This window comes from Variovorax sp. 38R (assembly GCF_014843395.1).
Classification (GTDB): domain Bacteria; phylum Pseudomonadota; class Gammaproteobacteria; order Burkholderiales; family Burkholderiaceae_C; genus Variovorax; species Variovorax paradoxus_H.
Genome location: NZ_CP062121.1, coordinates 2,321,565 through 2,346,572, shown reverse-complemented (window position 1 = coordinate 2,346,572; position 25,008 = coordinate 2,321,565). Strand labels below are relative to the sequence as shown.

Genomic DNA, 25,008 nt, shown 5'->3' with positions numbered 1-25,008 from the left:
TGGCTTTGGCCGCCGCGCCACCTGCCGCAGCATGCACTTCGCTACATTCGAAGGATGCAAGCCGCCTCCCCCGCTCCCACCCTTTCGATCAAGCAAGTGCTGTTCTGCGGCGCCATGATCGTCACGCTCTCGATGGGCATCCGCCACGGCTTCGGCCTCTGGCTGCAGCCCATCACGCAGGCGCAGGACTGGAGCCGGCAGACCTTCTCGTTCGCGCTCGCGGTGCAGAACCTGTCGTGGGGCATCTTCGGCGTGTTCGCGGGCATGCTGGCCGACCGCTTCGGCGCGTTCCGCGTGCTGATCGGCGGCGCGATCTTCTATGCACTGGGCCTGTTCGGCATGGCGCATTCGCCAACGCCGCTGCTCTTCACCCTGAGCGCGGGCGTGCTGATCGGCGCGGCGCAGGCGGGCTCGACCTATGCCGTGATCTACGGCGTGATCGGCCGGCAGATCCCGGCCGAGCGCCGCTCATGGGCCATGGGCGTAGCGGCGGCAGCGGGCTCGTTCGGGCAGTTCCTCATGGCGCCCATCGAAGGCCGCCTGATCGGCACCTTCGGCTGGCAGACCGCGCTGGCGATGCTGGCGGTGGTGGTGCTCGTGATCATTCCGCTGGCCTTCGGCCTGCGCGAACCCAAGACCGCGGCACTGGCCGGCCATCGCGACCAGTCGGTGCTGCAGGCCGTGGGCGAGGCCTTCCGCTACCCGAGCTTCGGGCTGCTGATGGCGGGCTACTTCGTCTGCGGCTTCCAGCTGGCGTTCATCGGCATCCACATGCCGACCTACCTGCGCGACCAGAGCCTGTCGGCCGACGTGGCGGGCTATGCGCTGGCGCTGATCGGCCTGTTCAACGTGTTCGGCACGTACACGGTCGGCCTGCTGGGGCAGAAGCTGTCGAAGCCCAAGATTCTTGCGGCCATCTACCTGGCGCGGGCGGTGTCGATCGCCCTCTTCCTGCTGGTGCCGATCTCGCCGCTCAGCGTGTACGTCTTCTCGGCGGCGATGGGCTTCCTGTGGCTGTCGACCGTGCCGGCCACCAACGCCATCGTGGCGGGCATCTTCGGCGTGGCGCACCTGTCGATGCTCAGCGGCTTCGTGTTCCTGAGCCATCAGGTGGGTTCGTTCCTGGGCGTGTGGCTCGGCGGCTTCCTGTACGACACGACGGGCAGCTACAACATCGTCTGGTACATCTCGATCGCGCTGGGCGTGTTCGCGGCGCTGATCAACCTGCCGGTCAAGGAAAGCGCCATTGCGCGCGGGGTCCGGCCGGCCGCCGTGGCGGGCTGACCGCCCTGTCGAGGAGAACCGCGATGACGCCCCGCACTCGCAACCACTACCTGGCCCAAGCCGCCTGGCTCGCCGCCGTGCTGGCGGCGCTGGGCGGCGTGTTCGCGCTGTATGTGCATCCGGCGTTCCTGGTCACGCTGGTCGACCAGGTGTGGTCCTGTTTCTGAACAGGCAGCTATGAAAGATGTAGCAATTCCCGTGCACTCGAGCACCACACCGTCCGAATGGATCGTGCGCTGGTCGCACCTGCTCGCCCCGAACGCCACGGTGCTCGATGTGGCCTGCGGGTCCGGCCGGCACATGCAATGGTTCGCCGGGCGCGGTCATGCAGTGACCGGCGTCGACCGGGCGCCCGAGGCCGTCGAGGCGGCCGGCGTGTTCGGACGTGTGGTGGCGGCCGACATCGAATCGGGCCCGTGGCCCTTCACGGCCCAGCGCTTCGGCGCGGTGGTCGTCACCAACTACCTCTGGCGCCCGCGCATGGCCGACATCGTGGCCGCCGTGGCGCCGGGCGGCGTGCTGCTGTACGAGACCTTCGCGGCCGGCAACGAGGCCGTCGGCAAGCCCTCGCGGCCCGATTTCCTGCTGCAGCCGGGCGAGCTGCTCGGGGCCTGCGCCAGCCTGCAGGTCGTCGCCTATGAAGACGGCTTCCTGGCGGAGCCGGCGCGCTTCGTCCAGCGCATTGCCGCCGTGCGGCCCGGCGAAGCGGCCGCGGGCGCCCCGCCGCGCCACTTCCTGAAGGCCAGCTGAGCCGGCCGACACAACTGTCTCCGGCCCGGCCGGAGTCAGTAGAATGGCCGCTTTCGTCCACCGACAAAGAGATTCCCTTGGAGCAACTGACAGGCAGCATCGTCGCGCTCGTCACGCCGATGCACGACGACGGCAGTGTCGACTACCCCGCCCTGCGGCGGCTCATCGACTGGCACATTGACGAAGGCACCGACTGCCTTGGCGTGGTCGGCACCACCGGCGAATCGCCGACGGTCGATGTGGAAGAGCACTGCGAAATCATCCGCGTATCCGTCGAGCAAGCCCGGGGCCGCGTGCCCGTGATGGCCGGCTGCGGCGCGAACTCGACCAAGGAAGCCATCGAGCTCGCCAAGTTCGCCAAAGGCGTCGGCGCCGACTCGCAACTCCAGGTCGTTCCCTACTACAACAAGCCCACGCAAGAAGGCCAGTACCAGCACTTCAAGGCGATCGCCGAAGCTGTCGGCGATCTGCCCGTCGTGCTGTACAACGTGCCCGGCCGCACCGTCGCCGATATGGCGCACGACACCGTGCTGCGCCTGGCGCAGGTGCCCGGCATCATCGGCATCAAGGAAGCCACCGGCAACATCGAACGTGCCCAGTGGCTCATCCGCGACCTGCCCAAGAGCTTTGCCGTGTACTCCGGCGACGACCCGACCGCGGTGGCGCTCATGCTGTGCGGCGGCCAGGGCAACATCAGCGTCACGGCCAACGTGGCGCCGCGCAAGATGCACGAGCTGTGCGTGGCCGCGCTGGCCGGCGACGTGAAGCGCGCGATGCAGATCCAGTTCGAACTGATGCCGCTGCACCGCAACCTGTTCGTCGAACCCAACCCGATCCCGCTCAAGTGGGCCATGGCCCGCCTGGGTCTGTGCGGCGGCGCCCTGCGGCTGCCGCTCACGGAACTCGGCGAAGCAAGCCGCCCGGCAGTCGAGGGCGCCCTGCGCGCCACCGGCCTGCTCAAGGACTGACCGAGCCCGGGTTTCCCCACCGATCACACCGGTTCCCGCCTGCCCTTTTCCCCTGTTCGCAGCAAGGTCAAGCAACCTTTTGCCGGAACAGTGCTCAGAGAGGGCGGGGCGCTGGGGCCCATCGATTGACCGAACCATTCCACCAAGGAAGACGACGTTGAAGAATATTTCGCGACTTGCACTGCTGGCCCTCGTTGCCAGCCTCGCCGCCTGCTCCGTCCTCGAGAGCGACAAGATCGACTACAAGAGCGCAGGCAAGGCCCCGACGCTCGAAGTCCCACCCGATCTCTCGCAGCTCTCGCGCGACAACCGCTATGCGGTGCCGGGCGGCTCCGTCACCGCCAACGCCTACCAGGCCGGCGTCGCGAACGCACCGGGCATTCCCACCGCCGTGGCCAACATCGGCGACGTGCGCATGGAGCGCTCGGGCACGCAGCGCTGGATCGTCATCAATCGCACGCCCGACCAGCTCTGGGAGCCGGTCAAAGACTTCTGGCAGGAAAGCGGCTTTCTGCTGACCACCGACCAGCGCAACCTGGGCATCATGGAAACCGACTGGGCCGAGAACCGCGCCAAGCTCCCGCAGGACATCATCCGCGGCACGCTGGGCAAGCTGGTCGACTCGGTCTACTCGACCGGCGAACTCGACCGCTTCCGCACCCGCCTGGAGCGCAACCCCAACGGCAGCACCGAGATCTTCGTCAGCCACCGCGGCATGCAGGAGGTCTACAACAACTCCCGCCAGGACCAGACCGTGTGGCAGGCCCGCCCGAGCGATCCTGAGCTCGAGACCGAATTCCTGCGCCGCCTGATGGTCAAGCTCGGCGTGACGCAAGAACAGTCGAAGATCCTGGCCGCGACCACCGCCACGCCCAAGACCGCCACCGTGGCCAGCATCGGCAACCAGCCGGTCGTGCAGATCAACGAAGGCTTCGACCGCGCATGGCGCCGTGTCGGCCTGGCCCTGGACCGCACCGGCTTCACCGTCGAAGACCGCGACCGCAGCGCCGGCGTCTACTTCGTGCGCTACGTGACGCCGAACCCCGACAAGAAGGACGACGGCTTCTTCGGCAAGCTGTTCAGCGGCTCCAAGAAGGACGAAGCGCCGATCAAGTTCCGCATCTCGGTCAAGAGCCAGGGCGAAGCCACCACGGTCTCGGTCCTGAACGACGCCGGCGCACCCGAAACCTCGGCCAACGCGCAGCGCATCGTCAAGGTCATCGCCGACGACCTGAAGTAACCCGCATGCTCCGCTTCCGAAGCCTCGGCAGCGGCAGCACGGGCAACGCCGCGCTGGTCGAATCGACGACCAGCGCCGGCCGCACCACCCGCCTCCTCGTCGACTGCGGCTTCGGCATTCGCCAGCTCGACCGGCGGCTGGCCCAGGCGGGCCTTGCCGCAGCGGACCTCGACGCCGTCTTCATCACCCACGAGCATGGCGACCACATCGGGTGCGCCCATGCGCTGTCGCTGCGCGACCGCATCCCGGTCTGGATGAGCGAAGGCACGTGGCTTGCCACCGGCGGCCGCGACTACGAAGGCCGCCTGCACCTGGCACGCGACGACGCCGAGTTCACGGTCGGTGACCTCTGTCTGCAGCCTTTCACCGTGCCCCACGACGCCCGCGAGCCGCTGCAGCTGCGCTGCACCGACGGCAACCGCACACTGGGCGTGCTGACCGACCTGGGCCACGCTACGAGCCATGTGCTGGCCCGGCTGCGCGGCGCGCACGCGCTGCTGCTCGAGTTCAACCACGACAGCGACCTGCTCGCCGGCTCGGCCTACCCGGCGTTCCTGAAGCATCGCGTGGGCGGCAACTACGGCCACCTGTCGAACACTGCAGCAGCCGAGATCGCCCGCGCCGTGCTGCACGACGGACTGCGCCATGTGGTTGCGGCACACCTGAGCGAGCAGAACAACCGGCCCGAGATCGTGCGGCGCCTCATGGCCGACGCACTGGGTGGCGACGAGGCCGAGATGCTCACGGCGACCGCCGCAGAAGGCTCGCCCTGGCTCGACGTCTGAGAAGGCAGGGCTTCGCCCTCCCCCATGCAAAAAGCCGCCCTCGGGCGGCTTTTTGCATGGTGCGGACCTGGCAGCGGAATTACTGCTTCGGTGCCTCGCCCTTCTTGGCGGCTTCGGTCGCGGCGTTGGCGGCGTCCAGCGCCGACGAAGCGGCGGCCGACGGTGCCGATGCAGGCGCGGCGGCCGGCGGTGCGGCGGGTGCGGGCTCGGTCACGGGAGCGGGCGGCGGGGTCACGACCGCAGGCGCGGCGTCCTCCTTCTTTCCGCAGGCCACCAGGGCGGCAGCGGCGATCAGCGAGGCAATCAGGACGGACGACGGCTTCTTCATGAGGACTCCTTTGGCAATGAAGATCTGGAACCAAAAAATTCTAGACCGCCAACCCCGCCCGGATATGTCGCGGGGGTGTATTTGCGGCATTGGCTTACAAGCCGAGCGTGGAGGCGGGAAAGGCCGGCCGCCCCTGGCGCCAGCACTCGTCGAAGCTTTCGCGCAGGTCGCGCCGTGCACGCGCCTCGCTGCTGCACACGCCGCGGCTGCGTTCGGGGTCGATGCGGTGCAGGCACCAGGTGGGCGTCCAGAGGGCGCTGGGCACCTCCTCGGTCGCGCTGGTGCGCCCCGCCGCGCGGCATTCGACGATGTGGTCCCAGGTGCGGCGCCACGTCACGAAGCGCGCATGGCCGCGTTCGACCAGGTCGAAGCGTCGCGCCAGCAGCAGCAGGCGGCGCCCGCTGGCCGACCAAGCCTGCAGCGCCTCGATGCTCGCGCGCTCGCCCAGGGGCCAGTCGGCGAAGTCGGGGTCGCTGAAGACGATCTCGTTCCAGCCCTCGCGCGCGGCGGCAGACAAGGCGTTGCGCACGAGGTCGGCGAACGCCTCCCGGCCGTCGAAGCGGCCTTCGGTCAGGACCGGTACGGCACCGTCACTCGGCATGCAGCCAGCCCGCCTCGCACCAATCGCCCAGCAGCGCCCGCGCGCCCTCGCTGGCGCGGGCCAGGTCACGCGCGCCAAGCGCGCGCTGATCGGCCAGCCGCCGCATCAGCGTGGCGTCGGCCCCGCCGGCACGGAAGCTCTCGCCGTTGATGTAGATGTGCCGCACGTCGTAGAGCATGCGCGTGCGGCGGTCGAGTGCGACCTCGCGCAGCACCTCGGGCGCCTGGACGCCCTCGCCGAACCAGACATTGGCCTTCGGCTCGGTGAGCGATTCGCCCAGCGCGCGATCGATCGCGTCGGGGTCGTGCAGCGCGGCTTCGACGGCTTTGCGCGCAAAGTCCTGCAGCGCAGCCGGCATCGCGGCCGGGGCCTCGACAGCGGGTTGCGACGGGTCGCGGTAGCGCGCGAGTTCGGCCGGGCCCGCGTCTTCCAGGTCTTCCGAGTAGGCCTGTGCGACGCGCGCCAGCAGGTCGGCGCCCAACTCGCCTACGGCGGACGAGCGCAGCCCGATGGAGTACGTCATGCAGTCGTCGCCCACCGCCACGCCGTCGTGGGCGTACTTGGGCGGCAGGTACAGCATGTCGCCGGGCTCGAGCACAAAGGTCTGCTCGGGCTCGAAGTTCTCGAGCACCTTGAGCGGCACGTCGGGCTGCAGCCGCAGGTCGGACTGCTTGCCGATGGACCAGCGGCGCTGGCCCTGCGCCTGCAGCAGGAACACGTCGTAGCTGTCGAAATGCGGACCGACCCCGCCCGTGTCGCTCGCGTAGCTGATCATCAGGTCGTCCAGGCGCGCATCGGGCAGGAAGCGGAACTGGCGCAGCAGGTCGTGCACGCCGTCGTGGTGCAGGTCGACGCCCTGCACCAGCATCGTCCAGCCCGGCTGCTTCAGCGGCGGCAGCGCGCGCCGGGGCAGCGGGCCGTGCTTCAACGACCAGCCGGCTTTTCCATGCCGGATCAGACGGGACTCGACCCCCTCGCGCTCCGCCAGCGCAAAGAGCGCGGGGCGGTCGATCGGCGGCACCATCGAGGGAATGGCCTGCCGGATCAGCAGGGGTTTCTTTTGCCAGTACCGGCGCATGAACTGCGCGGGACTCAGGTCGCCGAGCAACGGCAGCGGTTGATTGATCTCCATGGGAGAATTCTGCAATGGAAATCTCTGAACAATGCGTGGTCGGCCTGACCTGGACCATGAAAGACACGCTGGGCGATGTGCTGGACGTGCTCGACGAGCCGGTGGAATTCATGGTGGGCGGCGACGACCTCTTCGACGTGATCGAGGCCGCCCTGCAGGGCCATGAGCCCGGTGCGCGCGTCCAACTGCAGATCGAACCCGAGCAGGGCTTCGGCGACTTCAACGACCAGTTGCTCTTCCTGGAGCCGCGCACGCTGTTCCCCGAAGGCACCGAGGAAGGCATGACCTTCGACGGCTCCGCCCTGCCCAAGGGCGTGAGCGACGGCATCCCCAAGGATGCGATCTACACCGTGGCCGAAATCTACCCCGACCACCTCGTGCTCGACGGCAACCATCCGCTGGCGGGCATCGCGATCCGCCTGGACATCACGGTGCGTTCGGTGCGCGAAGCGACCGAAGAAGAAGTCGGCCGCGGCACGGCCGGCACGGCCTTCTTCAAGGTGCCGCCGATGGCACCAGGCAACCAGATGCTGCACTGACACCACGCCATCCAACAAAGCAAAAGCCGGGCACTGCCCGGCTTTTCTCCTTGTGCGCGCGGCCGACCGCTTACATGCGCGAGATGTGCCCGTTGTCGATGCGCACGCGGTCGCCGATGCGCAGGTCGCCCGGGTTTTGCACGTCGAAGGCACGGTAGCCGCCCCGGTCGGTCTGCACCGAGACGCGGTAGCTTTCGTAGGCACGCGGGCCGTTCTGCTGGGCCTCGATGGTGTTGCCCAGCAGGGCGCCGCCCACGAGGCCGAGCGCAGTGGCTGCGGCGCGGCCATTGCCGTGTCCGAACTGGTTGCCCACCACGCCGCCGATGAGGCCACCCGCTACGGCACCGCCACCCGTGGTGCCGGTACCGGCGGTTTCGCTGCGCAGCACCTCGATGTTGGCCACGTGGCCGTACTCGACGTAGGCCGCTTCCTGGTACTGGATCGCCCGCGGCGGGGCTTGGTAGGGATAGCGTGAGGTCTGGTAGACCGGGGCCGGCGCGACACAGGCCGTGAGCGTGGCCAGTGCGAGCACGGACGCGGTGACGGAAATGAAGCGCATTGAGATGTTCATGAAAGAGGCTCCTCGAAGAAAACAGCACACGCCCGGACGGGCGACATGCCTGCTGGGTGTCTAACGTCTCAGCCGAAGCCGCGATGACGAAAGACACACGCTGAAACCTTCGAGGCGAACCGCGCGCCGGCGGTTCCGCTCTTTACGCCTTGGATACTCAGGTGCCCTTCAGCTTTGCTGGGGCCACAAGAGCTCAGTGCTTGCCGGTCGAGCCGTAGCCGCCCTCGCCGCGTTGCGAGGCTGCAAATTCGGTGACCACCTGAAACTGCGCCTGCACCACCGGCACGATGACCAGCTGGGCGAGCCGTTCCATCGGCTGCAGCACGAAGGGCGTGTTGCTGCGGTTCCAGGCACTGACCTTCAGCTCGCCCTGGTAGTCGCTGTCGATCAGGCCGACGAGGTTGCCCAGCACGATGCCGTGCTTGTGGCCCAGGCCCGAGCGCGGAAGGATCAGCGCCGCATAGGCCGGATCGGCCAGGTGGATCGCGATGCCGGTGCCCACCAGTTGCCAGGCATTGGGTTCGAGCGTGACCGGCGCATCGAGGCAGGCCCGCAGGTCGAGGCCGGCGCTTCCGGGGGTGGCATACGCGGGCAATTGATCCACCATGCGCGGATCGAGGATTCGGACGTCGACTTTCACTGACTTGCTGCCTTATTTACTTCTGTTGCTGTTCTTTTTGCTTGCGGGCGGCCTCTTCGAGCACCTGCTGCCACTTGGCGACGCCGGGCCTCAGGTTGAGGCCCTTGAGAAAGCGCTTGCCGAACCACGCGGCCGCGGCGGTTCCCAGGACCAGCACGGGGAGCGACACGCCGAGAGCCCACAGCACCAGGAACACGAACGCGGCCGCGCCGGCCAGCACCTTGAGCGACGCCGGGGCGAGGGCCTTGTTGTCGGCTTTCGCGGCCTCGCCACTTGGCGACTCACGCCGCGCGGCGGCCGTGCCTTGCGCGCCAGGCGAAGGCGTCATGCCGACGTCCAGCCCGTGCTCGGACTCCTTGCCGGGAACGCGGGCCGACTGCCCCGCGCGCGCCGAAAGCTGCTCCACGTAGCGAGCGAAATCGCCATTGGGTGGTGTGTTCGATTCGGTGTTCATCAGGCCCTCCAATCGGGAAGTCGCGCGGCAATTTCCGTGATCAGTTCACGCGCCAGCCGCAGCTTGGGCGCGCGGGGCAGCCCGCGCACGCCCTTCGCGTCCACCAGCAGCAGCGCGTTGTCGTCCTGCCCGAAGGTCAGCGGGCCGATGTTGCCCACCAGCAGTGGGATGCCCTTGCGCTCGCGCTTGGCCTTGGCGTGCTCGACGAGGTTTTCGCTCTCGGCGGCGAAGCCCACGCAGAAGAGCTTCTTGGTCTGCGCACGCTCACTCTTGGCCACGGTGAGCAGGATGTCGGGGTTCTCGACGAAGTGCAGCACCGGCGTCTGGCCGCTGCCGTCTTTCTTGATCTTCTGGTCGCTGTGCGTGGCCGGGCGCCAGTCGGCCACGGCGGCCGTCGCTACAAAAATGCTAGCTGCCTGCGCCGCACGGGTGGTGGCGTCGAGCATCTCCTGCGCCGACAGCACGTCGATGCGGCTCACACCACGTGGCGTGGGAAGGTGCACCGGACCGGCCACCAGCGTGACCTCGGCACCGGCCTCGCGCGCCGCGCGGGCGATGGCGAAGCCCATCTTGCCGGACGAATGGTTGGTGATGCCGCGGATCGGGTCCAGCGCCTCGAAGGTCGGGCCAGCGGTGACCAGCACCTTCTGCCCCGCCAGCAGCTTGGGCTGGAAGAAGGCCGTGATGTCCTCGAGCAACTGCGCCGGTTCGAGCATGCGCCCGTCGCCGGTTTCGCCGCAGGCCTGCCAGCCGCTGCCCACGCCCAGCACGGTCGCGCCGTCGGCGGCCACCTGCATCAGGTTGCGCTGCGTGGCCGGATGGGCCCACATCTCGCGGTTCATGGCCGGGGCGATCAACAGCGGCACCCGGTCGGTCGGACGCGCCAGGCACAACAGGCTCAGCAGTTCATCGGAACGCCCCTGCACCAGCCGCGCGATGAAATCGGCGCTGCAGGGCGCCAGCACGATCGCGTCGGCCTCGCGGCTCAGGTTGATGTGCGGCATGTTGTTGGGCTCGCGGGCGTCCCACTGCGAGGTGTAGACGGTGCGCCCCGAAAGCGCCTGCATCGTGACCGGCGTCATGAACTGCTCGGCCGCCTCGGTCATCACGACCTGCACCGTGGCGCCCGCCTTCACGAGCAGGCGGCACAGCTCGGCCGATTTGTAGCAGGCGATGCCCCCTGTGAGTCCGAGGACGATGTGTTTGCCGGCGAGATCTTGCATGAGTCATATTGTTGCTCACATACCGACAAGATCAGGAATGGGATGGCCTTCGGCCGTGGAGGCACAAAGGGGACACCTATAATCGCAATTTCCCACTGCCCGGATTCACGCGTCCGGAACTGGCATGACCAAATTTGTCTTCGTCACCGGTGGTGTCGTATCTTCCCTTGGCAAGGGAATCGCCTCCGCCTCGCTCGCCGCGATCCTCGAATCGCGCGGCCTCCAAGTCACCCTCATCAAGCTCGATCCGTACATCAATGTCGACCCCGGCACGATGTCACCGTTCCAGCATGGCGAGGTGTTCGTCACCGATGACGGCGCCGAGACCGACCTCGACCTCGGCCACTACGAGCGCTTCATCAACACGCGGATGCGCAAGGCCAACAACTTCACGACCGGTCAGATCTACAAGACCGTGCTCGAGAAGGAACGCCGCGGCGACTACCTCGGCAAGACCGTGCAGGTGATTCCGCACATCACCAACGAGATCCAGGAATACATCAAGCGCGGCGCCGGCATCGGCACCTCGCATGAGGTCGACGTGGCCATCGTCGAAATCGGCGGTACGGTGGGCGACATCGAGTCGCTGCCCTTCCTCGAAGCCGTGCGCCAGATGAGCCTGCGCAACGGCCCGAACAATTCGGCCTTCGTGCACCTCTCGTACGTGCCCTGGATCGCCGCCGCCGGCGAGCTCAAGACCAAGCCCACGCAGCACACCGCCAAGGAACTGCGCGCCATCGGCATCCAGGCCGACGTGCTGCTGTGCCGCGCCGACCGACCGATTCCCGACGACGAGCGCGCCAAGATCTCGCTGTTCTCGAACGTGCCCGAATGGGGCGTGATCTCCATGTGGGACGTGGACACCATCTACAAGGTGCCCCGCATGCTGCACGAACAGGGCCTGGACGGCCTGATCTGCGACAAGCTGCGCATCAACACCCCGCCGGCCAAGCTCACGCGCTGGGACGACCTGGTGTACGAAGTCGAGCATCCGCAACAGGAAGTGTCGATTGCCATGGTCGGCAAGTACGTCGACCTGTCGGACAGCTACAAGTCGCTCAACGAAGCGCTGCGCCACGCCGGCATGAAGAACCATGCGCGCGTGAAGATCGACTACATCGACTCCGAGACCATCTCGACGCAAGACGTGTCGCGCCTGGCGAAATACGACGCCATCCTCGTGCCGGGCGGCTTCGGCCAGCGCGGTGTCGAAGGCAAGATCTCGGCCGCCCGTTTCGCCCGCGAATCGAAGGTGCCCTACCTGGGCATCTGCCTGGGCATGCAGGTGGCCACCATCGAGTACGCCCGCCATGTGGCCGGCCTCAAGAACGCCAACAGCACCGAATTCGACCCCGAAACGCCCACCCCCGTGATCGCGCTGATCACCGAGTGGAAGGACGCCGACGGCACCGTGAAGACGCGCGACGAGAAGTCCGACCTCGGCGGCACCATGCGCCTGGGCGCACAGAGCTCCGACGTCACGCCCGGCACGCTGGCCCACAGCATCTACGGCGACGTGGTCACCGAGCGCCACCGCCATCGCTACGAAGCCAACGTCAACTACCTCGACGAACTGCGCAACGCCGGCCTCGTGATCTCGGCGCTCACGCAGCGCGAGCACCTGACAGAAATCGTCGAGCTTCCGCAAGACGTGCACCCGTGGTTCATGGGCGTGCAGTTCCACCCCGAGTTCAAGTCGACCCCGTGGGGCGGCCACCCGTTGTTCAACGCCTTCATCAAGGCGGCGCTCGACCACAAGGACAAGGGCGCGGGCAGCACCAGCAAGACGCTCAAGGCCGTGGCATGAAGCTCTGCGGGTTCGACATCGGGCTGGACCAGCCTTTCTTCCTGATCGCCGGCCCCTGCGTGGTCGAATCCGAGCAGCTGCAGATGGACACGGCCGGCACGTTGAAGGAAATCACGGCGTCGCTGGGCATTCCGTTCATCTTCAAGAGCAGCTTCGACAAGGCCAATCGCTCGTCGGGCACGAGCTTTCGCGGCCCAGGCCGCGACAAAGGCCTCGAAATCCTGGCCAAGGTGAAGCGCGAACTCGGCCTGCCGGTGCTGACCGACGTCCACACGCATGAAGACATCACCGAGGCCGCCAAGGTGGTCGACGTGCTGCAGACGCCCGCCTTCCTGTGCCGCCAGACCGATTTCATCCACGCCGCGGCGCAGTCGGGCAAGCCGGTGAACATCAAGAAGGGCCAGTTCCTCGCACCGCACGACATGAAGAACGTGATCGACAAGGCCCGCGCTGCTGCCAGAGAAGCCGGCCTCGACGAAGACAGCTTCATGGCCTGCGAACGCGGCGCCAGCTTCGGCTACAACAACCTCGTCTCCGACATGCGCTCGCTCGCGATCATGCGCGAGACGAAGGCGCCGGTGGTGTTCGACGCCACGCACTCGGTGCAGCTGCCCGGCGGCCAGGGCACCAGCTCGGGCGGCCAGCGCGAAATGGTGCCCGTGCTCTCGCGCGCGGCCGTGGCCGTGGGCGTGGCCGGTCTCTTCATGGAGACGCACCCCGACCCCAACAAAGCCCTGAGCGACGGCCCCAACGCCGTGCCGCTCAAGCACATGAAGGCCCTGCTCGAAACGCTGCTGGCGCTCGACCGGGTCACCAAGAAAAACGCATTCCTAGAGGACAGTTTTCAAGCATGAGCAGCGGTTACGTCATTGCCCACGTCGAAGTCACGAATCCGACGCAGTACGAGGAATACAAGAAGTGGTCGAGCGTTGCGATGCAGGCGCACGGCGCCGAAGTCTGCGTGCGCGGCGGCCAGGTGCAGCCGCTCGAAGGCGACTGGAAACCCACCCGCGTCGTCGTGCTCAAATTCCCCAGCTTCGAGCAGGCCAAGGCCTTCTACGAAACGCCCGAATACCTGAAGGCACGCGAAGCGCGTGCCGGCGCCGCCATCATGAACATGATCGCGGTCGAAGGCCTTTGATTCCGTTTTTTGCCAGTCCACTCCACCAAGAGACCCAGAGAAAGAAATAGAGATGAGTGCAATCGTTGACATCGTCGGCCGCGAAATTCTCGACAGCCGAGGCAACCCCACCGTCGAGTGCGACGTGCTGCTCGAATCGGGCACCATGGGCCGTGCGGCCGTGCCCTCGGGCGCTTCGACCGGTTCGCGCGAGGCCATCGAGCTGCGCGACGGCGACAAGAGCCGCTACCTCGGCAAGGGCGTGCTGAAGGCCGTCGAGAACATCAACACCGAGATCTCGGAAGCCGTGCTGGGCCTGGACGCCAGCGAACAGGCCTTCCTCGATCGCACGATGATCGACCTGGACGGCACCGACAACAAGGCCCGCCTGGGCGCCAACGCCACGCTCGCCGTGTCGATGGCCGTGGCCCGCGCCGCGGCTGAAGAGTCGGGCCTGCCCCTGTACCGCTACTTCGGCGGCATGGGCGGCATGCAGCTGCCGGTGCCGATGATGAACGTCATCAACGGCGGCGCGCACGCCAACAACAGCCTCGACCTGCAAGAGTTCATGATCATCCCCGTGGGCGCCAAGAGCTTCCGCGAGGCCGTGCGCTATGGCGCCGAAGTGTTCCACGCCCTGAAGAAGATCCTGGGCGACCGCGGCATCAGCACGGCCGTGGGCGACGAAGGCGGCTTCGCTCCCAGCGTCGAGAGCCACGAAGCGGCCATCCAGCTGATCCTGGAAGCCATCGACAAGGCCGGCTACACCGCCGGCGAACAGATCGCCTTGGGCCTGGATTGCGCGGCCAGCGAGTTCTACAAGGACGGCAAGTACGTGCTGTCGGGCGAAAACCTGTCGCTCACGGCCGAGAGCTGGACCGACATGCTCGCCACCTGGGTCGACAAGTACCCGATCATCAGCATCGAAGACGGCATGCACGAAGGCGACTGGGACGGCTGGAAGCACCTGACCGAACGCCTGGGCAAGCGCGTGCAGCTGGTGGGCGACGACCTGTTCGTCACCAACACCAAGATCCTGCAAGAAGGCATCGACAAGGGCATCGCCAACTCGATCCTGATCAAGATCAACCAGATCGGCACGCTGACCGAAACTTTCGCCGCCATCGAGATGGCCAAGCGCGCCGGCTACACGGCCGTCATTTCGCACCGCTCGGGCGAAACCGAAGACAGCACCATCGCCGACATCGCCGTGGGCACCAACGCCGGCCAGATCAAGACCGGCTCGCTGTCGCGTTCGGACCGCATCGCCAAGTACAACCAGCTGCTGCGCATCGAAGAAGACCTCGGCGACATCGCCGTCTACCCGGGCCGCGGCGCGTTCTACAACCTCAAGTAGCGCCTCGCAGCCTGCATGCGCGCGCGCTTCGTCCCTCCTCTCATCCTGGTGCTGCTGCTGGTCATCCTGCAGTGGCAGCTGTGGAACGGGCGCGGCAGCGTGCGCGAGGTCGCCCAGCTGCGCACCCAGCTGGCCGACCAGAAGGACGCCAACGCCAAGGCCGCGCTCAACAACGAGCGGCTCGCGTCCGAAGTCAATGACCTGAAAGACGGCCTCGAGATGGTCGAGGAACGCGCGCGCGCGGAACTCGGCATGGTCAAACCGAACGAAGTCTTCGTGCAGATCGCGCACTGACCCTTTCCTTCGCCACCGCTTCTCGATGCCAGAGCTTCTCTCGGCCTCCGCCTTTGCGCTGTGGGGTTCTCCCGTCACCTGGCTCGAACTTGTCGCCGCCGTGCTCGCGCTCGCGATGGTCGGCTGCAACATGCGCGAGATCCACTGGGGCTGGCCGTTGGCCATCGTCAGCTCGCTGCTCTACGTGGTGGTGTTCGCCAACGCACGCATCTACGGCGACGCCTCGCTTCAAGTTTTCTTCGCTGTCGTCGCCCTCTGGGGCTGGGCGCAATGGCTGCGCGGCTTTCGCGCCGACGGCAGCGCCTTGCGGGTCAGCCGGCTGTCGCCGCGCGGCACCGCGTACGCCCTCGTCGCCTGCGCGATTGCCTGGCCCGTGGTCGCCCTCTTCCTGCGCCGCTTCACCAACACCGACGTGCCCTGGTGGGACGGCTTTGTCACCGGCCTGAGCCTGGTCGGGCAGTTTTTGCTCGGGCGCAAGTTCATCGAGAACTGGCTCATCTGGCTGGCCGTGAACGTGGTCAGCGTGGGCCTGTTCATCCACAAGGGCCTGTGGCTCACGACCGGGCTGTACGCGGTGTTTGCCGTGCTCAGCGTGGCCGGCTTCCTGGCATGGCAGCGACGCCTGCCGAAGGCCGCAGCGAAGGCGGTGCCCGCATGACGCCGAACCTGCCGACCGGCTGTGTCATCGCGCTCGTGGGCGCCGAGAGCACCGGCAAGACCGAGCTTTCGCGCGCCATCGCGCAGCGCCTGCAAGACCGCGGCACGCCCGTCACGCTGGTGGGCGAGTACCTGCGCGAATGGTGCGAACGCGAAGGCCGCACGCCGCGCCCCGACGAGCAGCAAGCCATCGCCGACGAACAGATGCGCCGCATCGACGCCGCTGCCGCCACGGGCGTGGTGGTGGCCGACACCACGGCGCTCATGACAGCCGTCTACAGCGAGCAGCTGTTCGCCGACACCTCGCTCTACGACAGTGCCCTGGCCGCGCAGCGGCGCTATGCCATCACCTTGCTCACCGCGCTTGACCTGCCCTGGGTGGCCGACGACATGCGCGACGGCCCGCATGCGCGCCAGCCGACCGACACGCTGGTGCGCGCTGCGCTCTCGCGCGCCGGGCTCTCGTACGCCGTGGTGCACGGCAGCGGCGGCGAACGGCTGGCGAACGCATGGAACGCGATCAACACCATCGCCGGCAACGAAGGCCGCGCCCGCACGCGCACCCGCCGCGATGCGAAGCCCGCCTCGTGGACATGGCCTTGCGAGAAGTGTTCCGACCCGGAATGCGAACATAAGCTCTTCAGCGACCTGATGGCGCGCCGCGACCCGCCCTGAGCCTTTCGGTTCGCAGGTGCTAGCGCGCCCTCTCCCCTTCACCGGAGACCCGATGCCCGTTTCGATTGCTGCGCGCCTTGCCCCGCGCGCTCCCGCCGCCGCTTTCCTCGCCCTGCTGCTGACCGTCGGTACCGCTTCCGCGGCCCCCGTGGCCGCCACCGTCGAGAACGCCACCACCCCGACAGCCTGCGCCGAGGAAGACAACGTGTCGATGGTGCTGCGCGGCGACGGCATCCGCCACATGCGCATCGAAGCGCTGCAACCGAGCTACCTCGGCAGCATCGGCAACGACGTCACCGCGCCCGATTTCTCGGGCTGCAATTTCGACGGCGGCGCCCACCCGACCGACCCGGCGCATCGCTTCAAGAAGCGCACCGTCGTGCTGCTCGACAACGCGCAGTGGCGCATCGTCGGCATGACGCTGCCGACCTTCTGGCGATCGGCGCGCGTGCCGGTGCAGGTCGGCGCGCGCCACGACCGCGGCTTTCACCTGCTGCAGGTGTTCAAGAAGGAAAACGGCAAGGCGCTCGAGGCCATCGTGCTCTACCCCTCCGATGGCTACTGGCGCCTCAAGCCGCTGCCCGAGGCACGCTTCGGCGACGGCGTGTACGGCTCGTCGTTCCTGCTCGGCCCGGTCGAGCAGGCCGGGCGGCCGGTGGTGAACATCGCGTCGATCCGCGTGGTGCAGCAGCCGCTCGCCATCCACCTGAACTTTGCCGACGGTGCCAAGGCGGTGGCGCGTGTGACCGAGATCAGCCGCACCCGCACCGCGCTCGACGTGACGCTCTCCAAGCCCACCGCCAGCGCGAAGCAGCCCTTCGCGGTGCTGCGTTCGATGTACGTGACGCCCGACAACGCCGACATGAGCGAGGTGCGCTGGCAGGCCTCGCCGCAGGCGGCCGAGCAGGTATTGCCGCTGCCCGAGGCGAAGACGCTGAACGCCACGCAGGTGCGCTTCGGCCGCAGCCTGCCTTCGAAGCACAACACGAGCGCACCCGACATCGAATTCAGCGGCTTCGACGACGAAGCCCGCTGAACACTACGCTGCGCGCCGCACCTCGCCGGGCGTGAGGCCCAGCACGCGGCGCATGCAGCGCGCCATGTGGCTCTGGTGCGAGAAGCCGCTCTCGAGCGCCACGAGGCTCGCAGGCAGTTCGCTGTTCAGCAGCAGGCTGCGCGCGCGGTCGACGCGGCGATGCACCACATACGCATGCACCGCCTGGCCGGTGGAGCGCTTGAACTGCGTCTTCAGGTGCGAGGCGCTCAGGCCCGCGACCTCGGCCAGTGCGGCCAGCGACAGGTCGCCGTCCAGATGCGCCTCGATGAACTCCGTGACGCGTTTCAGCTGCAGCCGCGTCAGCCCTTGCGCGGGTGACGGCGCCACCTGCGGGCCGGCCGCGATCAACTGCACCGCGAGCGCGGTGCCAAGGCTGTCGGTGTAGAGCCGGCCGTTGGGAAAGCCCGCGCGGCGCTCGGCGTCGAGCGCCCACGCGATGTGCTCGATCTGCGGGTCGCGAAACTGATGGCGCTCGCCGAGCACCGCGCGCTCGGCCGGCAGGCCCATCTCGTCGGCCGTGCGTGCGAGCAGCGCGGGCGCCATGCGCACCACGACCGATGTGCTTGCCGATTCTTCGTGCCAGATGTCGGTGCTGCCGGCCGGCAGGATGTCGAGGTCGCCACGCGTGTAGAGAAAGCGATGGAACTGGCAGGCGCCCGCCACCGGCGCGCCCGCGTGCAGCTTGAGGCGGTGATCGGGCAGCGCCTCGTAGCCGACCACGCCGCCGGGGGTCTGGCGCACGTCGACGCGCAGGCTGTCGGTGGCGGGCGGCACGACGAAGCTGTCGGCCGACAACGCCACCTCGGACGCCGCACCACCGTGCCCGCGCAGATCGGTGTCCAGATCGGTATCGCTCATCGAAACATTATGGGCCGCGCGCGGCGTGCTTGCCGTCGACCGTTTGTGCTCCCCCACGGCCGAATGTGCGCGACCCGACGCCGTGCGATCCGGATCATCGAGCCCATGAACACCACACCCCACACTCCCTACGCAGGCAAGAAAGCCGTCATCACCGGCGGCACCCTCGGCATGGGCCTGGCCACCGCGCTGGCACTGCTCGAAGGCGGCGCCGACGTGCTCGTGACCGGGCGCAATCCGCAGAACCTGGAGACCGCGCGCCGCGTGCTCGGCCCGTTCGGCGCGCGGGCCCATGTGCTGGCATCCGACACGGCCTCGCTGGCCGACATCGACATGCTCGCCGCCACCGTGCGCGAGCGCTTCGGCCGCATCGACCTGCTGCACATCAACGCGGGCATCTCGTCGCTCGAACCCTTCGAGCAGGTGACCGAAGCGGGCTACGACCGCGCCTTCGCGGTCAACACCAAGGGCCCGTTCTTCACCGTGCAACGCCCCGCGCCGCTGATGCCGGCGGGCAGCGCGATCGTCTTCACCTCGTCCATTGCAGACGAAGGCGGCATGCACGGCCTGAGCGTCTACAGCGCGACCAAGGCCGCGCTGCGCTCGATGGCCTCGGGCTTCGCGGCGGAGCTGGTGACGCGCGGCATCCGCGTGAACGTGGTGAGCCCCGGCTTCATCGACACGCCCACGCTCGGCGTCACCGACGCGAGCGCCGAAGAGCGCGCCGAGTTCATGCGGCTGGGCGACCAGATCACGCCGATGCGGCGCCACGGCACCTCGGCCGAAGTGGCGCGCGCGGTGCTCTTCTTCGCCTTCGAGGCGACCTTCACGACGGGCGCACGGCTCACCGTCGACGGCGGGCTGGGCCAGGGCCTGACGCCGGGCGCCGCTTGATCCCTTCTTTCACCAAGGACTTCACATGACCGACGTTTCCCTCATCGGCCTCGGCCCCATGGGCCTGGCCCTCGCGCGCGCCCTGCAATCATCGAAATTCACGCTGACGGTGTGGAACCGCACCGCCGAGCGCGCCAAGCCTCTGCTCAACCAAGGCACGGTGCTCGCACCGACCGCCCTGGCCGCCGTGCAGGCGAGCCCCGTGGTGCTGGTCTGCGTGGCCGACTACCCCGCGTCGCGCGCCATCCTCGCCACCCCCGGCGTTCACGACGCGCTGCGCGGCAAGGTGCTGGTGCAACTGAGCACCGGCACGCCGCAGGACGCGCGCGACGACTGGGCCGCGTTGAGCGGCGTCGCGTACCTCGACGGCGCGCTGCTCGCCACGCCGGGCCAGATCGGCCGGCCCGACACGCCGCTCTTCATCTCCGGTGAAGCACGCGCCCTCGCCGCCTGCCGGCCGCTGCTCGAAGCTATCGCCGGGAACATCCAGCACATGGGCGAGCCGATCGGCAACGCGGCCGCCTGGGACCTGGCCACGCTCTCGTGCATGTTCGGCGCGATGAGCGGCTTCTTCCACGGCGTGCGCATCTGCGAAGCCGAGGGGCTGCCGGTGGACGGGTTCTCTCAGATGATCGGCGCGATCTCGCCGGTGCTCGGCGAAATGATCCAGGCCGAGGGCGAGGCCATTCACGCGGGTCGGTACGGCGAGCCCGAGAGTTCGATGGCCACGTGCGCAGGCTCGGGCCGGCTGTTCGTGAAGCAGGCGCGCGAGGCGCAACTCGACGCGAGCTTTCCGGACTTTTTGATGGGGATGTTCGACCGCGCGCTGGGCGCGGGCCTGGGCAACGAGCGCCTGGCCGCGATGGTCAAGGTGCTGCGGCAGCAGCAGCCGCAGCCCGCCTGAACCGCGTCGCGCCTACTGGACGACCGGGCTGCCCGGCAGCTGGTCGCTCGGCGGCTTGAACAGCTGCGCGGTGTCGATCGCGTCGAAGCGGTACTGCTTGCCGCAGAAGTCGCAGCCGACCTCGATGTCGCCGCGCTCGGCGAGGATCTCCTCGGCCTCTTCCACGCCCAGCCCGCGGATCATCTGCGCCACGCGCTCGCGGCCGCAGGTGCATGCGAAGTGCGGGCCCTGCAGGCCGGCCTGCGGTTCGAAGCGCAGCAGTTTTTCTTCCCAGAACAGGCGGCGCAGGATGGTCTCGACGTCGAGCGTGAGCAGCTCGTCGCGCGTGAGGCTCGACGCGAGGATCGAGATGCGGTTGTATTCCTCGTTGCGACCGATGCGGTCTTCGCTGGCCTGGTCGCGGTCCTTGTCGGAGGTGCCTTCGAGGTTGCCCTCGCCCTTGATTGGCAGGCGCTGGATCAGCAGGCCGGCCGCCACCTGGTCGTCGGCCGCGAGCACCAGCGTGGTGTCGAGCTGCTCGCTTTGCAGCATGTAGTGCTGCAGCACGTCGCTGAGCTTGCCGAGCTTTTCACCGTCCTCGCCGAACAGCGGCACGACGCCCTGGTACGGCGTGGCGCCCGGGAGCTTGTCTTTCGGGTCGAGCGTGATCGCGCAGCGGCCCTTGTTGTTCACGTTGACCATGTCGGGCAGGTGCGCGTCGGCCGGCAGGTCGCCGATCACCTTGGCGGTGGCGCGCACGCTGAGGTCGGGCTTGGCCTCGGCCACGGCCACCTTCACAGGGCCGTCGCCGAAGATCTGCAGGATCAAGGCGCCGTTGAACTTGATGTTCGACTGCATCAGCGTGGCCGCAGCCGTCATCTCGCCGAGCAGTTCAGCCACCGGCGGCGGGTACGGGCCGGTGGCGGTGTTGGAGGCGCGCCGCGCAAGGATCTCCTGCCACGCATCCGTCAGGCGCACGATCATGCCGCGCACCGGCAGGCCATCGAACAGGAATTTGTGCAGCTCGCTCAAAACATCATCTTTCTCAATCAGGCTGTCTTCACGTGGAATACCGCGGAACCGGCTTTGCCGGGCCGCAGGTATTGCCCCCTGCAAGGGGGGAGGAGGCCACACGAAGTGGGCAAGCCTGGGGGTTAGCCAATTTTCTTCAGGCCCTTCGCGAAGCGATGGGCGTTTTCTACATAGTGCTCCGCACTCTGGCGCAGCTTGGCGGCGGCGGCATCGTCGAGCGTGCGCACCACCTTGGCGGGCGAGCCGATGATGAGGGAGTTGTCGGGAAACTCCTTGCCCTCGGTCACGACGCTGCCGGCGCCAACGATCGAATTGCGGCCGATCTTGGCGTTATTCAAGACCACCGCCTGGATGCCGATCAGCGAGTTGTCGCCGATGGTGCAGCCGTGCAGCATCACCTGGTGCCCCACCGTCACGTTGTCGCCGATGGTCAGCGGGCAGCCGATGTCGGCGTGCAGCACCGACAGGTCCTGGATGTTGCTGTTGCGGCCGATGGTCAGCACCTCGGTGTCGCCGCGCAGCACGGCGCCGAACCAGACGCTCGCGTTCTGCGCCAGTTCGACATTGCCCATGACCTGGGCGCTGTCCGCGACCCATGCGCCTTCGCCAAGGCGCGGGGCAATGCCATCCAATTCGTAAATCGCCATCGTGGTTGTCTCCGGAGGGGCAAAACTAGAATTGTAGGGATGCACCCCCGATTGAGCGCGCTGGCCGCGCTGCGCCTGACAGACCCCGACGACAAGGTGGCCGCCACGCGCGCCACAGCTGCACAGGCAGCTACCGTTTCCATAGCACTCGAGCCCCTGCGCACGCCCGGCGACGATGACGGCGTGCCGGGCCGCCCCGAGCGCCCGCTGCGCGTGGCCGCCACCGCCGTGCAGAAGCGCTCGCCCTTCACGCCCGAAGGCCGCGCCGCGCTGATCCATTCGATCTGCCACATCGAGTTCAACGCGATCAACCTCGCGCTCGACGCCGTGTGGCGCTACGACGGCATGCCCGAGGCCTACTACCGCGACTGGCTGCGCGTGGCCGACGAGGAGGCGCAGCACTTCACGATGCTGCACACGCACCTGCAAGGCATGGGCTGGCGCTACGGCGACTTCCCGGGCCACGACGGCCTGTGGAACATGTGCGAGAAGACCAAAGACGACGTGCTCGCGCGCATGGCGCTGGTGCCGCGCACGCTCGAAGCGCGCGGGCTCGACGCCACGCCGCTGATCCAGTCCAAGCTCAAGCGCGTGAACACGCCCGATGCGCTGCGTGCGGTCGAGATCCTCGACATCATCCTGCGCGACGAAGTGGGCCACGTGGCCATCGGCAACCACTGGTACCGCTGGCTGTGCGAACGCGCCGGGCTCGACGCCGAAGCCAACTACCCGGCCCTGGTGGCGCGCTACGACGCGCCGCGCCACAAGCCGCCTTTCAACCTCGAAGCACGCAGCCGGGCGGGCTTCAGCCCCGCAGAGCTGCGCGCGCTGACCGATTCCCGCCCCGAATAATTCTCGTGATGACCGATGTGATTTCCGACCAGACCTGGTCACGCGCCGAGCTGCAAGCCTGCTTGCAGGGCCGCGACACGCCGCCGCACTTCGAACGCTGCCATTTCGACGAGGCCGACCTGTCGCGCCTCGACCTGCGCGGCGCGCAGTTCACGCTGTGCAGCTTCGCCGAAACCTCCTTCGACCGCGCCCAGCTGGCCGACACGCGCTGGACCGGCTGCCGCGCGCGCCAGGCCGACTTCGGGCTCGCCGACCTCACGAACGCGCGCTTCCAGGACTGCGACCTGAACAACACGCAATGGGCGCGCGCCAAGCTGCCCTCGGCGCTCTTCACGGGCGTGAAGCTCACCGGCGCGCACTTCGGCGAAGTGTCGGCGCTGGGCGTCGTGTTCAAGGATTCGCTGCTGATCGACGCGCACCTGCGCGGCCTGTCGTTCCGCAAGCAGACGCTCGCGCAGCTCGACCTGTCGGAGGCCGACCTGTCGGGCTGCGATTTCCGCGAAACCATCTTCGAAGGCGGCAGCCTGCGCAACGCGCACCTGAAGCTCGCGCGCTTCGAAGGCGCCGACCTGCGCGACGTGGACCTGGGCGGCCTGCGGCTGGCCAACGCCGCGCCGTTCAAGGGCGCGACCATCTCCCACCGCCAGGCCGCCGCGCTGGTCGAGGAACTGGGCCTGCGCGTCGTCTGAATCGACTGAAGGTCAAGACGTCGCGGTGCGGCTGTGCACCACCAACTTCGGCGTGAAGTACTGCAGCACCTCGCCGCGCTGGTTGCGTGTCTGGCAGCGCATGGTGACCATCGCGCGGCCGGGCTTGGAGCGCGAGGGCGTGATGTCGACCACCTCGCTCAGCACGTGCAGCACGTCGCCGGGCCGCGTGGGCTTCGGCCACTGCAGCTCGCCGCCCGAGCCGATGATGCCGTCGGCCAGCGGGATGCCGCTGTCGACCAGCAGCTTCATCGTGAGCGCCGCCGTGTGCCAGCCGCTCGCGGCCAGGCCGCCGAAGAAAGTGTTCTTTGCAGCCTCTTCGTCGGTGTGGAAGGGCTGCGGGTCGAACTGCTGCGCGAAGGCCTTGATCTGTGCCACGTCGAGCAGGTGTTCGCCGCTCTGGAAGCGGTCGCCGACCTTCAGGTCTTCGAGATACAACAGCGTGGCCATGGGAGTCTCCTTGTTTCGTTGCCCGTCATTCTCGGGCGATCAGACGCGCTCGAGGATGGTGGCAATGCCCTGCCCGCCGCCGATGCATTGGGTCGCAAGCGCATAACGGCCGTTCTCGCGCGCCAGCAACGAAGCCGCCTTGCCCGTGATGCGCGCGCCGGTCGCGCCCAGCGGGTGGCCGATGGCCAGGCCGCCGCCGTCGAGGTTCACCGTCGCCGGATCGAGCCCGAGGTCGCGGATGCAGGCCAGCGCCTGCGACGAGAAGGCTTCGTTGATCTCGACCACGTCGAGGTCGGCCACGCTCAGGCCCGCACGTGCGAGCGCCTTGCGCGTGGCGGGAATCGGGCCGATGCCCATGACGGCCGGGTCGACGCCCACGGTCGCGAACGAACGGATGCGCGCCAGCGGCTTCAGGCCGTGCTTGGCGGCGAAGGCGTCGCTGGTGACCAGCACCACGGCCGCGCCGTCGGTCAGCGGCGATGAGGTGCCGGCCGTGACCACGCCGTCCGGACGAAACACGGGCTTGAGGTTGGCCAGCGCCTCGGCCGAGGTCGACGGGCGGATGCAGCCGTCGGCATCCACCACCTCGCCGGAGGCCAATCGCACCGGCACGATTTCGGCGGCCAGCCGGCCCTGCGCGCGCGCTTCGGTCGCCTTGCGGTGCGACTCGACGGCCAGCGCTTCCTGGTCGGCGCGGCTCACGTTCCAGCGCTGCGCGACGTTCTCGGCGGTCTCGCCCATCGAAATGTAGGCATCGCTGTTCGCCAGCAGTTCGGGGCTGGGCGAGAAGTTGAAGCCGCCCTGCGGCACCATCGTCATCGACTCCACGCCCACGCACAGGAAAGCCTCGCCCATGCCTGCCTCGATCTGCGCGGCAGCGATGTGCACGGCCTGCATCGACGAGCCGCAGAAGCGGTTCACTGTCATGCCACCCACCTCGTGCGGCAGTCCGGCCAGCAACCCGACGATGCGCGCGAGGTTGTTGCCCTGCGACGCCTCGGGGTAGGCGCAGCCCAGGATGATGTCTTCGAGCAGCGCGGGGTCGAGGTCGGTGCGCTGCAGCAGGCCCTGCACCACGCCGGCGGCGAGCGTGTCGGGGCGCACCTCGGCCAGCGCGCCCTTCTTCGCGAAATGGAACGGGGAACGGGCGTAGGCGGAAATCACGGCTTTCATGGGAACACTCCTTGGGGAAAACTACCATCC

31 protein-coding genes are annotated in these 25,008 nt (G+C 67.9%); 19 read left to right on the top strand and 12 right to left on the bottom strand.

All coding sequences use genetic code 11. The features are described 5' to 3' along the window. The first annotated feature begins 54 nt into the window (after nucleotides 1-54). The 6 genes from IG196_RS10625 (at nucleotide 55) to IG196_RS10600 (ending at nucleotide 5,027) form a co-directional block, all read left to right on the top strand. On the top strand, nucleotides 55-1,284 hold the full coding sequence (locus tag IG196_RS10625) for an MFS transporter (protein ID WP_192196103.1): 1,230 nt from the start codon (nucleotides 55-57) through the stop codon (nucleotides 1,282-1,284). A 23-nt stretch (nucleotides 1,285-1,307) separates the two neighbouring features. Further along, the gene (locus IG196_RS10620) at nucleotides 1,308-1,451 is read left to right on the top strand and encodes a hypothetical protein (RefSeq protein WP_192196102.1); all 144 of its coding nucleotides are present in this window, start codon (nucleotides 1,308-1,310) and stop codon (nucleotides 1,449-1,451) included. A 10-nt stretch (nucleotides 1,452-1,461) separates the two neighbouring features. Further along, nucleotides 1,462-2,034: a class I SAM-dependent methyltransferase gene (locus IG196_RS10615; RefSeq protein ID WP_192196101.1), complete on the top strand. Its 573-nt coding sequence runs from the start codon at nucleotides 1,462-1,464 to the stop codon at nucleotides 2,032-2,034. 71 nt (nucleotides 2,035-2,105) lie between these two features. Further along, a complete protein-coding gene (gene dapA, locus IG196_RS10610; protein WP_374221129.1) occupies nucleotides 2,106-3,002 on the top strand; it encodes a 4-hydroxy-tetrahydrodipicolinate synthase in 897 nt (298 codons plus the stop codon). A 157-nt stretch (nucleotides 3,003-3,159) separates the two neighbouring features. Continuing rightward, entirely contained in the window at nucleotides 3,160-4,242 is a 1,083-nt protein-coding gene (bamC, locus tag IG196_RS10605) for an outer membrane protein assembly factor BamC (protein WP_101492302.1), read from the top strand. 5 nt (nucleotides 4,243-4,247) lie between these two features. After that, nucleotides 4,248-5,027: an MBL fold metallo-hydrolase gene (locus IG196_RS10600; RefSeq protein WP_192196099.1), complete on the top strand. Its 780-nt coding sequence runs from the start codon at nucleotides 4,248-4,250 to the stop codon at nucleotides 5,025-5,027. A gap of 79 nt (nucleotides 5,028-5,106) precedes the next feature. Here the strand turns inward: IG196_RS10600 and IG196_RS10595 are convergent, their stop codons facing one another. The 3 genes from IG196_RS10595 to IG196_RS10585 form a co-directional block, all read right to left on the bottom strand. After that, entirely contained in the window at nucleotides 5,107-5,355 is a 249-nt protein-coding gene (locus tag IG196_RS10595) for a hypothetical protein (RefSeq protein WP_101492300.1), read from the bottom strand. 94 nt (nucleotides 5,356-5,449) lie between these two features. After that, nucleotides 5,450-5,956: a hypothetical protein gene (locus IG196_RS10590; RefSeq protein ID WP_192196098.1), complete on the bottom strand. Its 507-nt coding sequence runs from the start codon at nucleotides 5,954-5,956 to the stop codon at nucleotides 5,450-5,452. Continuing rightward, on the bottom strand, nucleotides 5,946-7,088 hold the full coding sequence (locus tag IG196_RS10585; protein WP_192196097.1) for a JmjC domain-containing protein: 1,143 nt from the start codon (nucleotides 7,086-7,088) through the stop codon (nucleotides 5,946-5,948). The genes IG196_RS10590 and IG196_RS10585 overlap by 11 nt, the downstream gene beginning before the upstream one ends. A gap of 14 nt (nucleotides 7,089-7,102) precedes the next feature. On the opposite strand from IG196_RS10585, the gene IG196_RS10580 reads away from it, so the two are divergent. Then, nucleotides 7,103-7,627 carry an FKBP-type peptidyl-prolyl cis-trans isomerase gene (locus IG196_RS10580; protein ID WP_153285006.1) on the top strand — a complete coding sequence of 175 codons (525 nt, stop codon included), beginning with the start codon at nucleotides 7,103-7,105 and terminating at the stop codon, nucleotides 7,625-7,627. Between the two features lie 70 nt (nucleotides 7,628-7,697). Here IG196_RS10580 and IG196_RS10575 read toward each other — a convergent pair whose 3' ends face one another. From IG196_RS10575 to coaBC, 4 genes are all read right to left on the bottom strand, one after another. Continuing rightward, a complete protein-coding gene (locus IG196_RS10575; protein WP_101492296.1) occupies nucleotides 7,698-8,198 on the bottom strand; it encodes a glycine zipper 2TM domain-containing protein in 501 nt (166 codons plus the stop codon). A gap of 193 nt (nucleotides 8,199-8,391) precedes the next feature. Next, the gene (dut, locus tag IG196_RS10570; RefSeq protein ID WP_101492295.1) at nucleotides 8,392-8,838 is read right to left on the bottom strand and encodes a dUTP diphosphatase; all 447 of its coding nucleotides are present in this window, start codon (nucleotides 8,836-8,838) and stop codon (nucleotides 8,392-8,394) included. A gap of 16 nt (nucleotides 8,839-8,854) precedes the next feature. Beyond that, nucleotides 8,855-9,292 (bottom strand): hypothetical protein, encoded by a 438-nt coding sequence (locus tag IG196_RS10565; RefSeq protein WP_192196096.1) that lies wholly within the window; start codon nucleotides 9,290-9,292, stop codon nucleotides 8,855-8,857. Next, entirely contained in the window at nucleotides 9,292-10,515 is a 1,224-nt protein-coding gene (gene coaBC, locus IG196_RS10560; protein ID WP_192196094.1) for a bifunctional phosphopantothenoylcysteine decarboxylase/phosphopantothenate--cysteine ligase CoaBC, read from the bottom strand. Before coaBC ends, IG196_RS10565 begins: the two co-directional genes overlap by 1 nt. Nucleotides 10,516-10,639: 124 nt before the next feature. Between coaBC and IG196_RS10555 the strand changes: the two genes are divergently transcribed. The 8 genes from IG196_RS10555 to IG196_RS10520 are packed head-to-tail and all read left to right on the top strand — an operon-like array spanning nucleotide 10,640 to nucleotide 17,461. Continuing rightward, entirely contained in the window at nucleotides 10,640-12,322 is a 1,683-nt protein-coding gene (locus IG196_RS10555) for a CTP synthase (RefSeq protein ID WP_192196093.1), read from the top strand. Next, nucleotides 12,319-13,176, top strand: coding sequence for a 3-deoxy-8-phosphooctulonate synthase (gene kdsA, locus IG196_RS10550; protein ID WP_192196091.1), 858 nt, complete (start codon nucleotides 12,319-12,321; stop codon nucleotides 13,174-13,176). Before IG196_RS10555 ends, kdsA begins: the two co-directional genes overlap by 4 nt. Beyond that, nucleotides 13,173-13,463 (top strand): DUF1330 domain-containing protein, encoded by a 291-nt coding sequence (locus IG196_RS10545; RefSeq protein WP_056583246.1) that lies wholly within the window; start codon nucleotides 13,173-13,175, stop codon nucleotides 13,461-13,463. Before kdsA ends, IG196_RS10545 begins: the two co-directional genes overlap by 4 nt. A 52-nt stretch (nucleotides 13,464-13,515) precedes the next feature. Further along, nucleotides 13,516-14,799, top strand: coding sequence for a phosphopyruvate hydratase (gene eno, locus IG196_RS10540; protein ID WP_062474653.1), 1,284 nt, complete (start codon nucleotides 13,516-13,518; stop codon nucleotides 14,797-14,799). Nucleotides 14,800-14,814: 15 nt separating this feature from the next. Then, a complete protein-coding gene (gene ftsB, locus IG196_RS10535; protein WP_070059525.1) occupies nucleotides 14,815-15,093 on the top strand; it encodes a cell division protein FtsB in 279 nt (92 codons plus the stop codon). 25 nt (nucleotides 15,094-15,118) lie between these two features. Next, entirely contained in the window at nucleotides 15,119-15,751 is a 633-nt protein-coding gene (gene pnuC / locus IG196_RS10530; RefSeq protein ID WP_192196089.1) for a nicotinamide riboside transporter PnuC, read from the top strand. Then, on the top strand, nucleotides 15,748-16,425 hold the full coding sequence (locus IG196_RS10525) for an AAA family ATPase (protein ID WP_159272747.1): 678 nt from the start codon (nucleotides 15,748-15,750) through the stop codon (nucleotides 16,423-16,425). The genes pnuC and IG196_RS10525 overlap by 4 nt, the downstream gene beginning before the upstream one ends. A gap of 52 nt (nucleotides 16,426-16,477) precedes the next feature. Next, nucleotides 16,478-17,461 carry a hypothetical protein gene (locus IG196_RS10520; protein WP_192196088.1) on the top strand — a complete coding sequence of 328 codons (984 nt, stop codon included), beginning with the start codon at nucleotides 16,478-16,480 and terminating at the stop codon, nucleotides 17,459-17,461. A 3-nt stretch (nucleotides 17,462-17,464) separates the two neighbouring features. Here IG196_RS10520 and IG196_RS10515 read toward each other — a convergent pair whose 3' ends face one another. Continuing rightward, nucleotides 17,465-18,340 carry an AraC family transcriptional regulator gene (locus tag IG196_RS10515; RefSeq protein ID WP_192196087.1) on the bottom strand — a complete coding sequence of 292 codons (876 nt, stop codon included), beginning with the start codon at nucleotides 18,338-18,340 and terminating at the stop codon, nucleotides 17,465-17,467. Between the two features lie 105 nt (nucleotides 18,341-18,445). Between IG196_RS10515 and IG196_RS10510 the strand changes: the two genes are divergently transcribed. Together IG196_RS10510 and IG196_RS10505 are read left to right on the top strand one after the other, a co-directional pair. After that, a complete protein-coding gene (locus IG196_RS10510) occupies nucleotides 18,446-19,234 on the top strand; it encodes an SDR family oxidoreductase (RefSeq protein ID WP_192196086.1) in 789 nt (262 codons plus the stop codon). 25 nt (nucleotides 19,235-19,259) lie between these two features. Then, complete coding sequence (locus IG196_RS10505; protein ID WP_192196085.1) at nucleotides 19,260-20,138, top strand: NAD(P)-dependent oxidoreductase; 879 nt, start codon at nucleotides 19,260-19,262, stop codon at nucleotides 20,136-20,138. A gap of 12 nt (nucleotides 20,139-20,150) precedes the next feature. Here IG196_RS10505 and IG196_RS10500 read toward each other — a convergent pair whose 3' ends face one another. Beyond that, complete coding sequence (locus tag IG196_RS10500; protein WP_101492285.1) at nucleotides 20,151-21,149, bottom strand: Hsp33 family molecular chaperone HslO; 999 nt, start codon at nucleotides 21,147-21,149, stop codon at nucleotides 20,151-20,153. Nucleotides 21,150-21,271: 122 nt separating this feature from the next. Further along, nucleotides 21,272-21,796, bottom strand: coding sequence for a gamma carbonic anhydrase family protein (locus IG196_RS10495; RefSeq protein WP_192196084.1), 525 nt, complete (start codon nucleotides 21,794-21,796; stop codon nucleotides 21,272-21,274). Nucleotides 21,797-21,835: 39 nt separating this feature from the next. Here IG196_RS10495 and IG196_RS10490 point away from each other — a divergent pair, with 39 nt between their 5' ends. Together IG196_RS10490 and IG196_RS10485 are read left to right on the top strand one after the other, a co-directional pair. After that, a complete protein-coding gene (locus IG196_RS10490) occupies nucleotides 21,836-22,648 on the top strand; it encodes a ferritin-like domain-containing protein (RefSeq protein ID WP_192196083.1) in 813 nt (270 codons plus the stop codon). A gap of 8 nt (nucleotides 22,649-22,656) precedes the next feature. Further along, nucleotides 22,657-23,337, top strand: coding sequence for a pentapeptide repeat-containing protein (locus IG196_RS10485; RefSeq protein WP_192196082.1), 681 nt, complete (start codon nucleotides 22,657-22,659; stop codon nucleotides 23,335-23,337). A 12-nt stretch (nucleotides 23,338-23,349) separates the two neighbouring features. Here IG196_RS10485 and IG196_RS10480 read toward each other — a convergent pair whose 3' ends face one another. Continuing rightward, nucleotides 23,350-23,805 carry a MaoC family dehydratase gene (locus tag IG196_RS10480; protein ID WP_099796273.1) on the bottom strand — a complete coding sequence of 152 codons (456 nt, stop codon included), beginning with the start codon at nucleotides 23,803-23,805 and terminating at the stop codon, nucleotides 23,350-23,352. A 39-nt stretch (nucleotides 23,806-23,844) separates the two neighbouring features. Continuing rightward, nucleotides 23,845-24,978 (bottom strand): thiolase family protein, encoded by a 1,134-nt coding sequence (locus IG196_RS10475; RefSeq protein ID WP_192196081.1) that lies wholly within the window; start codon nucleotides 24,976-24,978, stop codon nucleotides 23,845-23,847. Nucleotides 24,979-25,008: the final 30 nt, after the last annotated feature.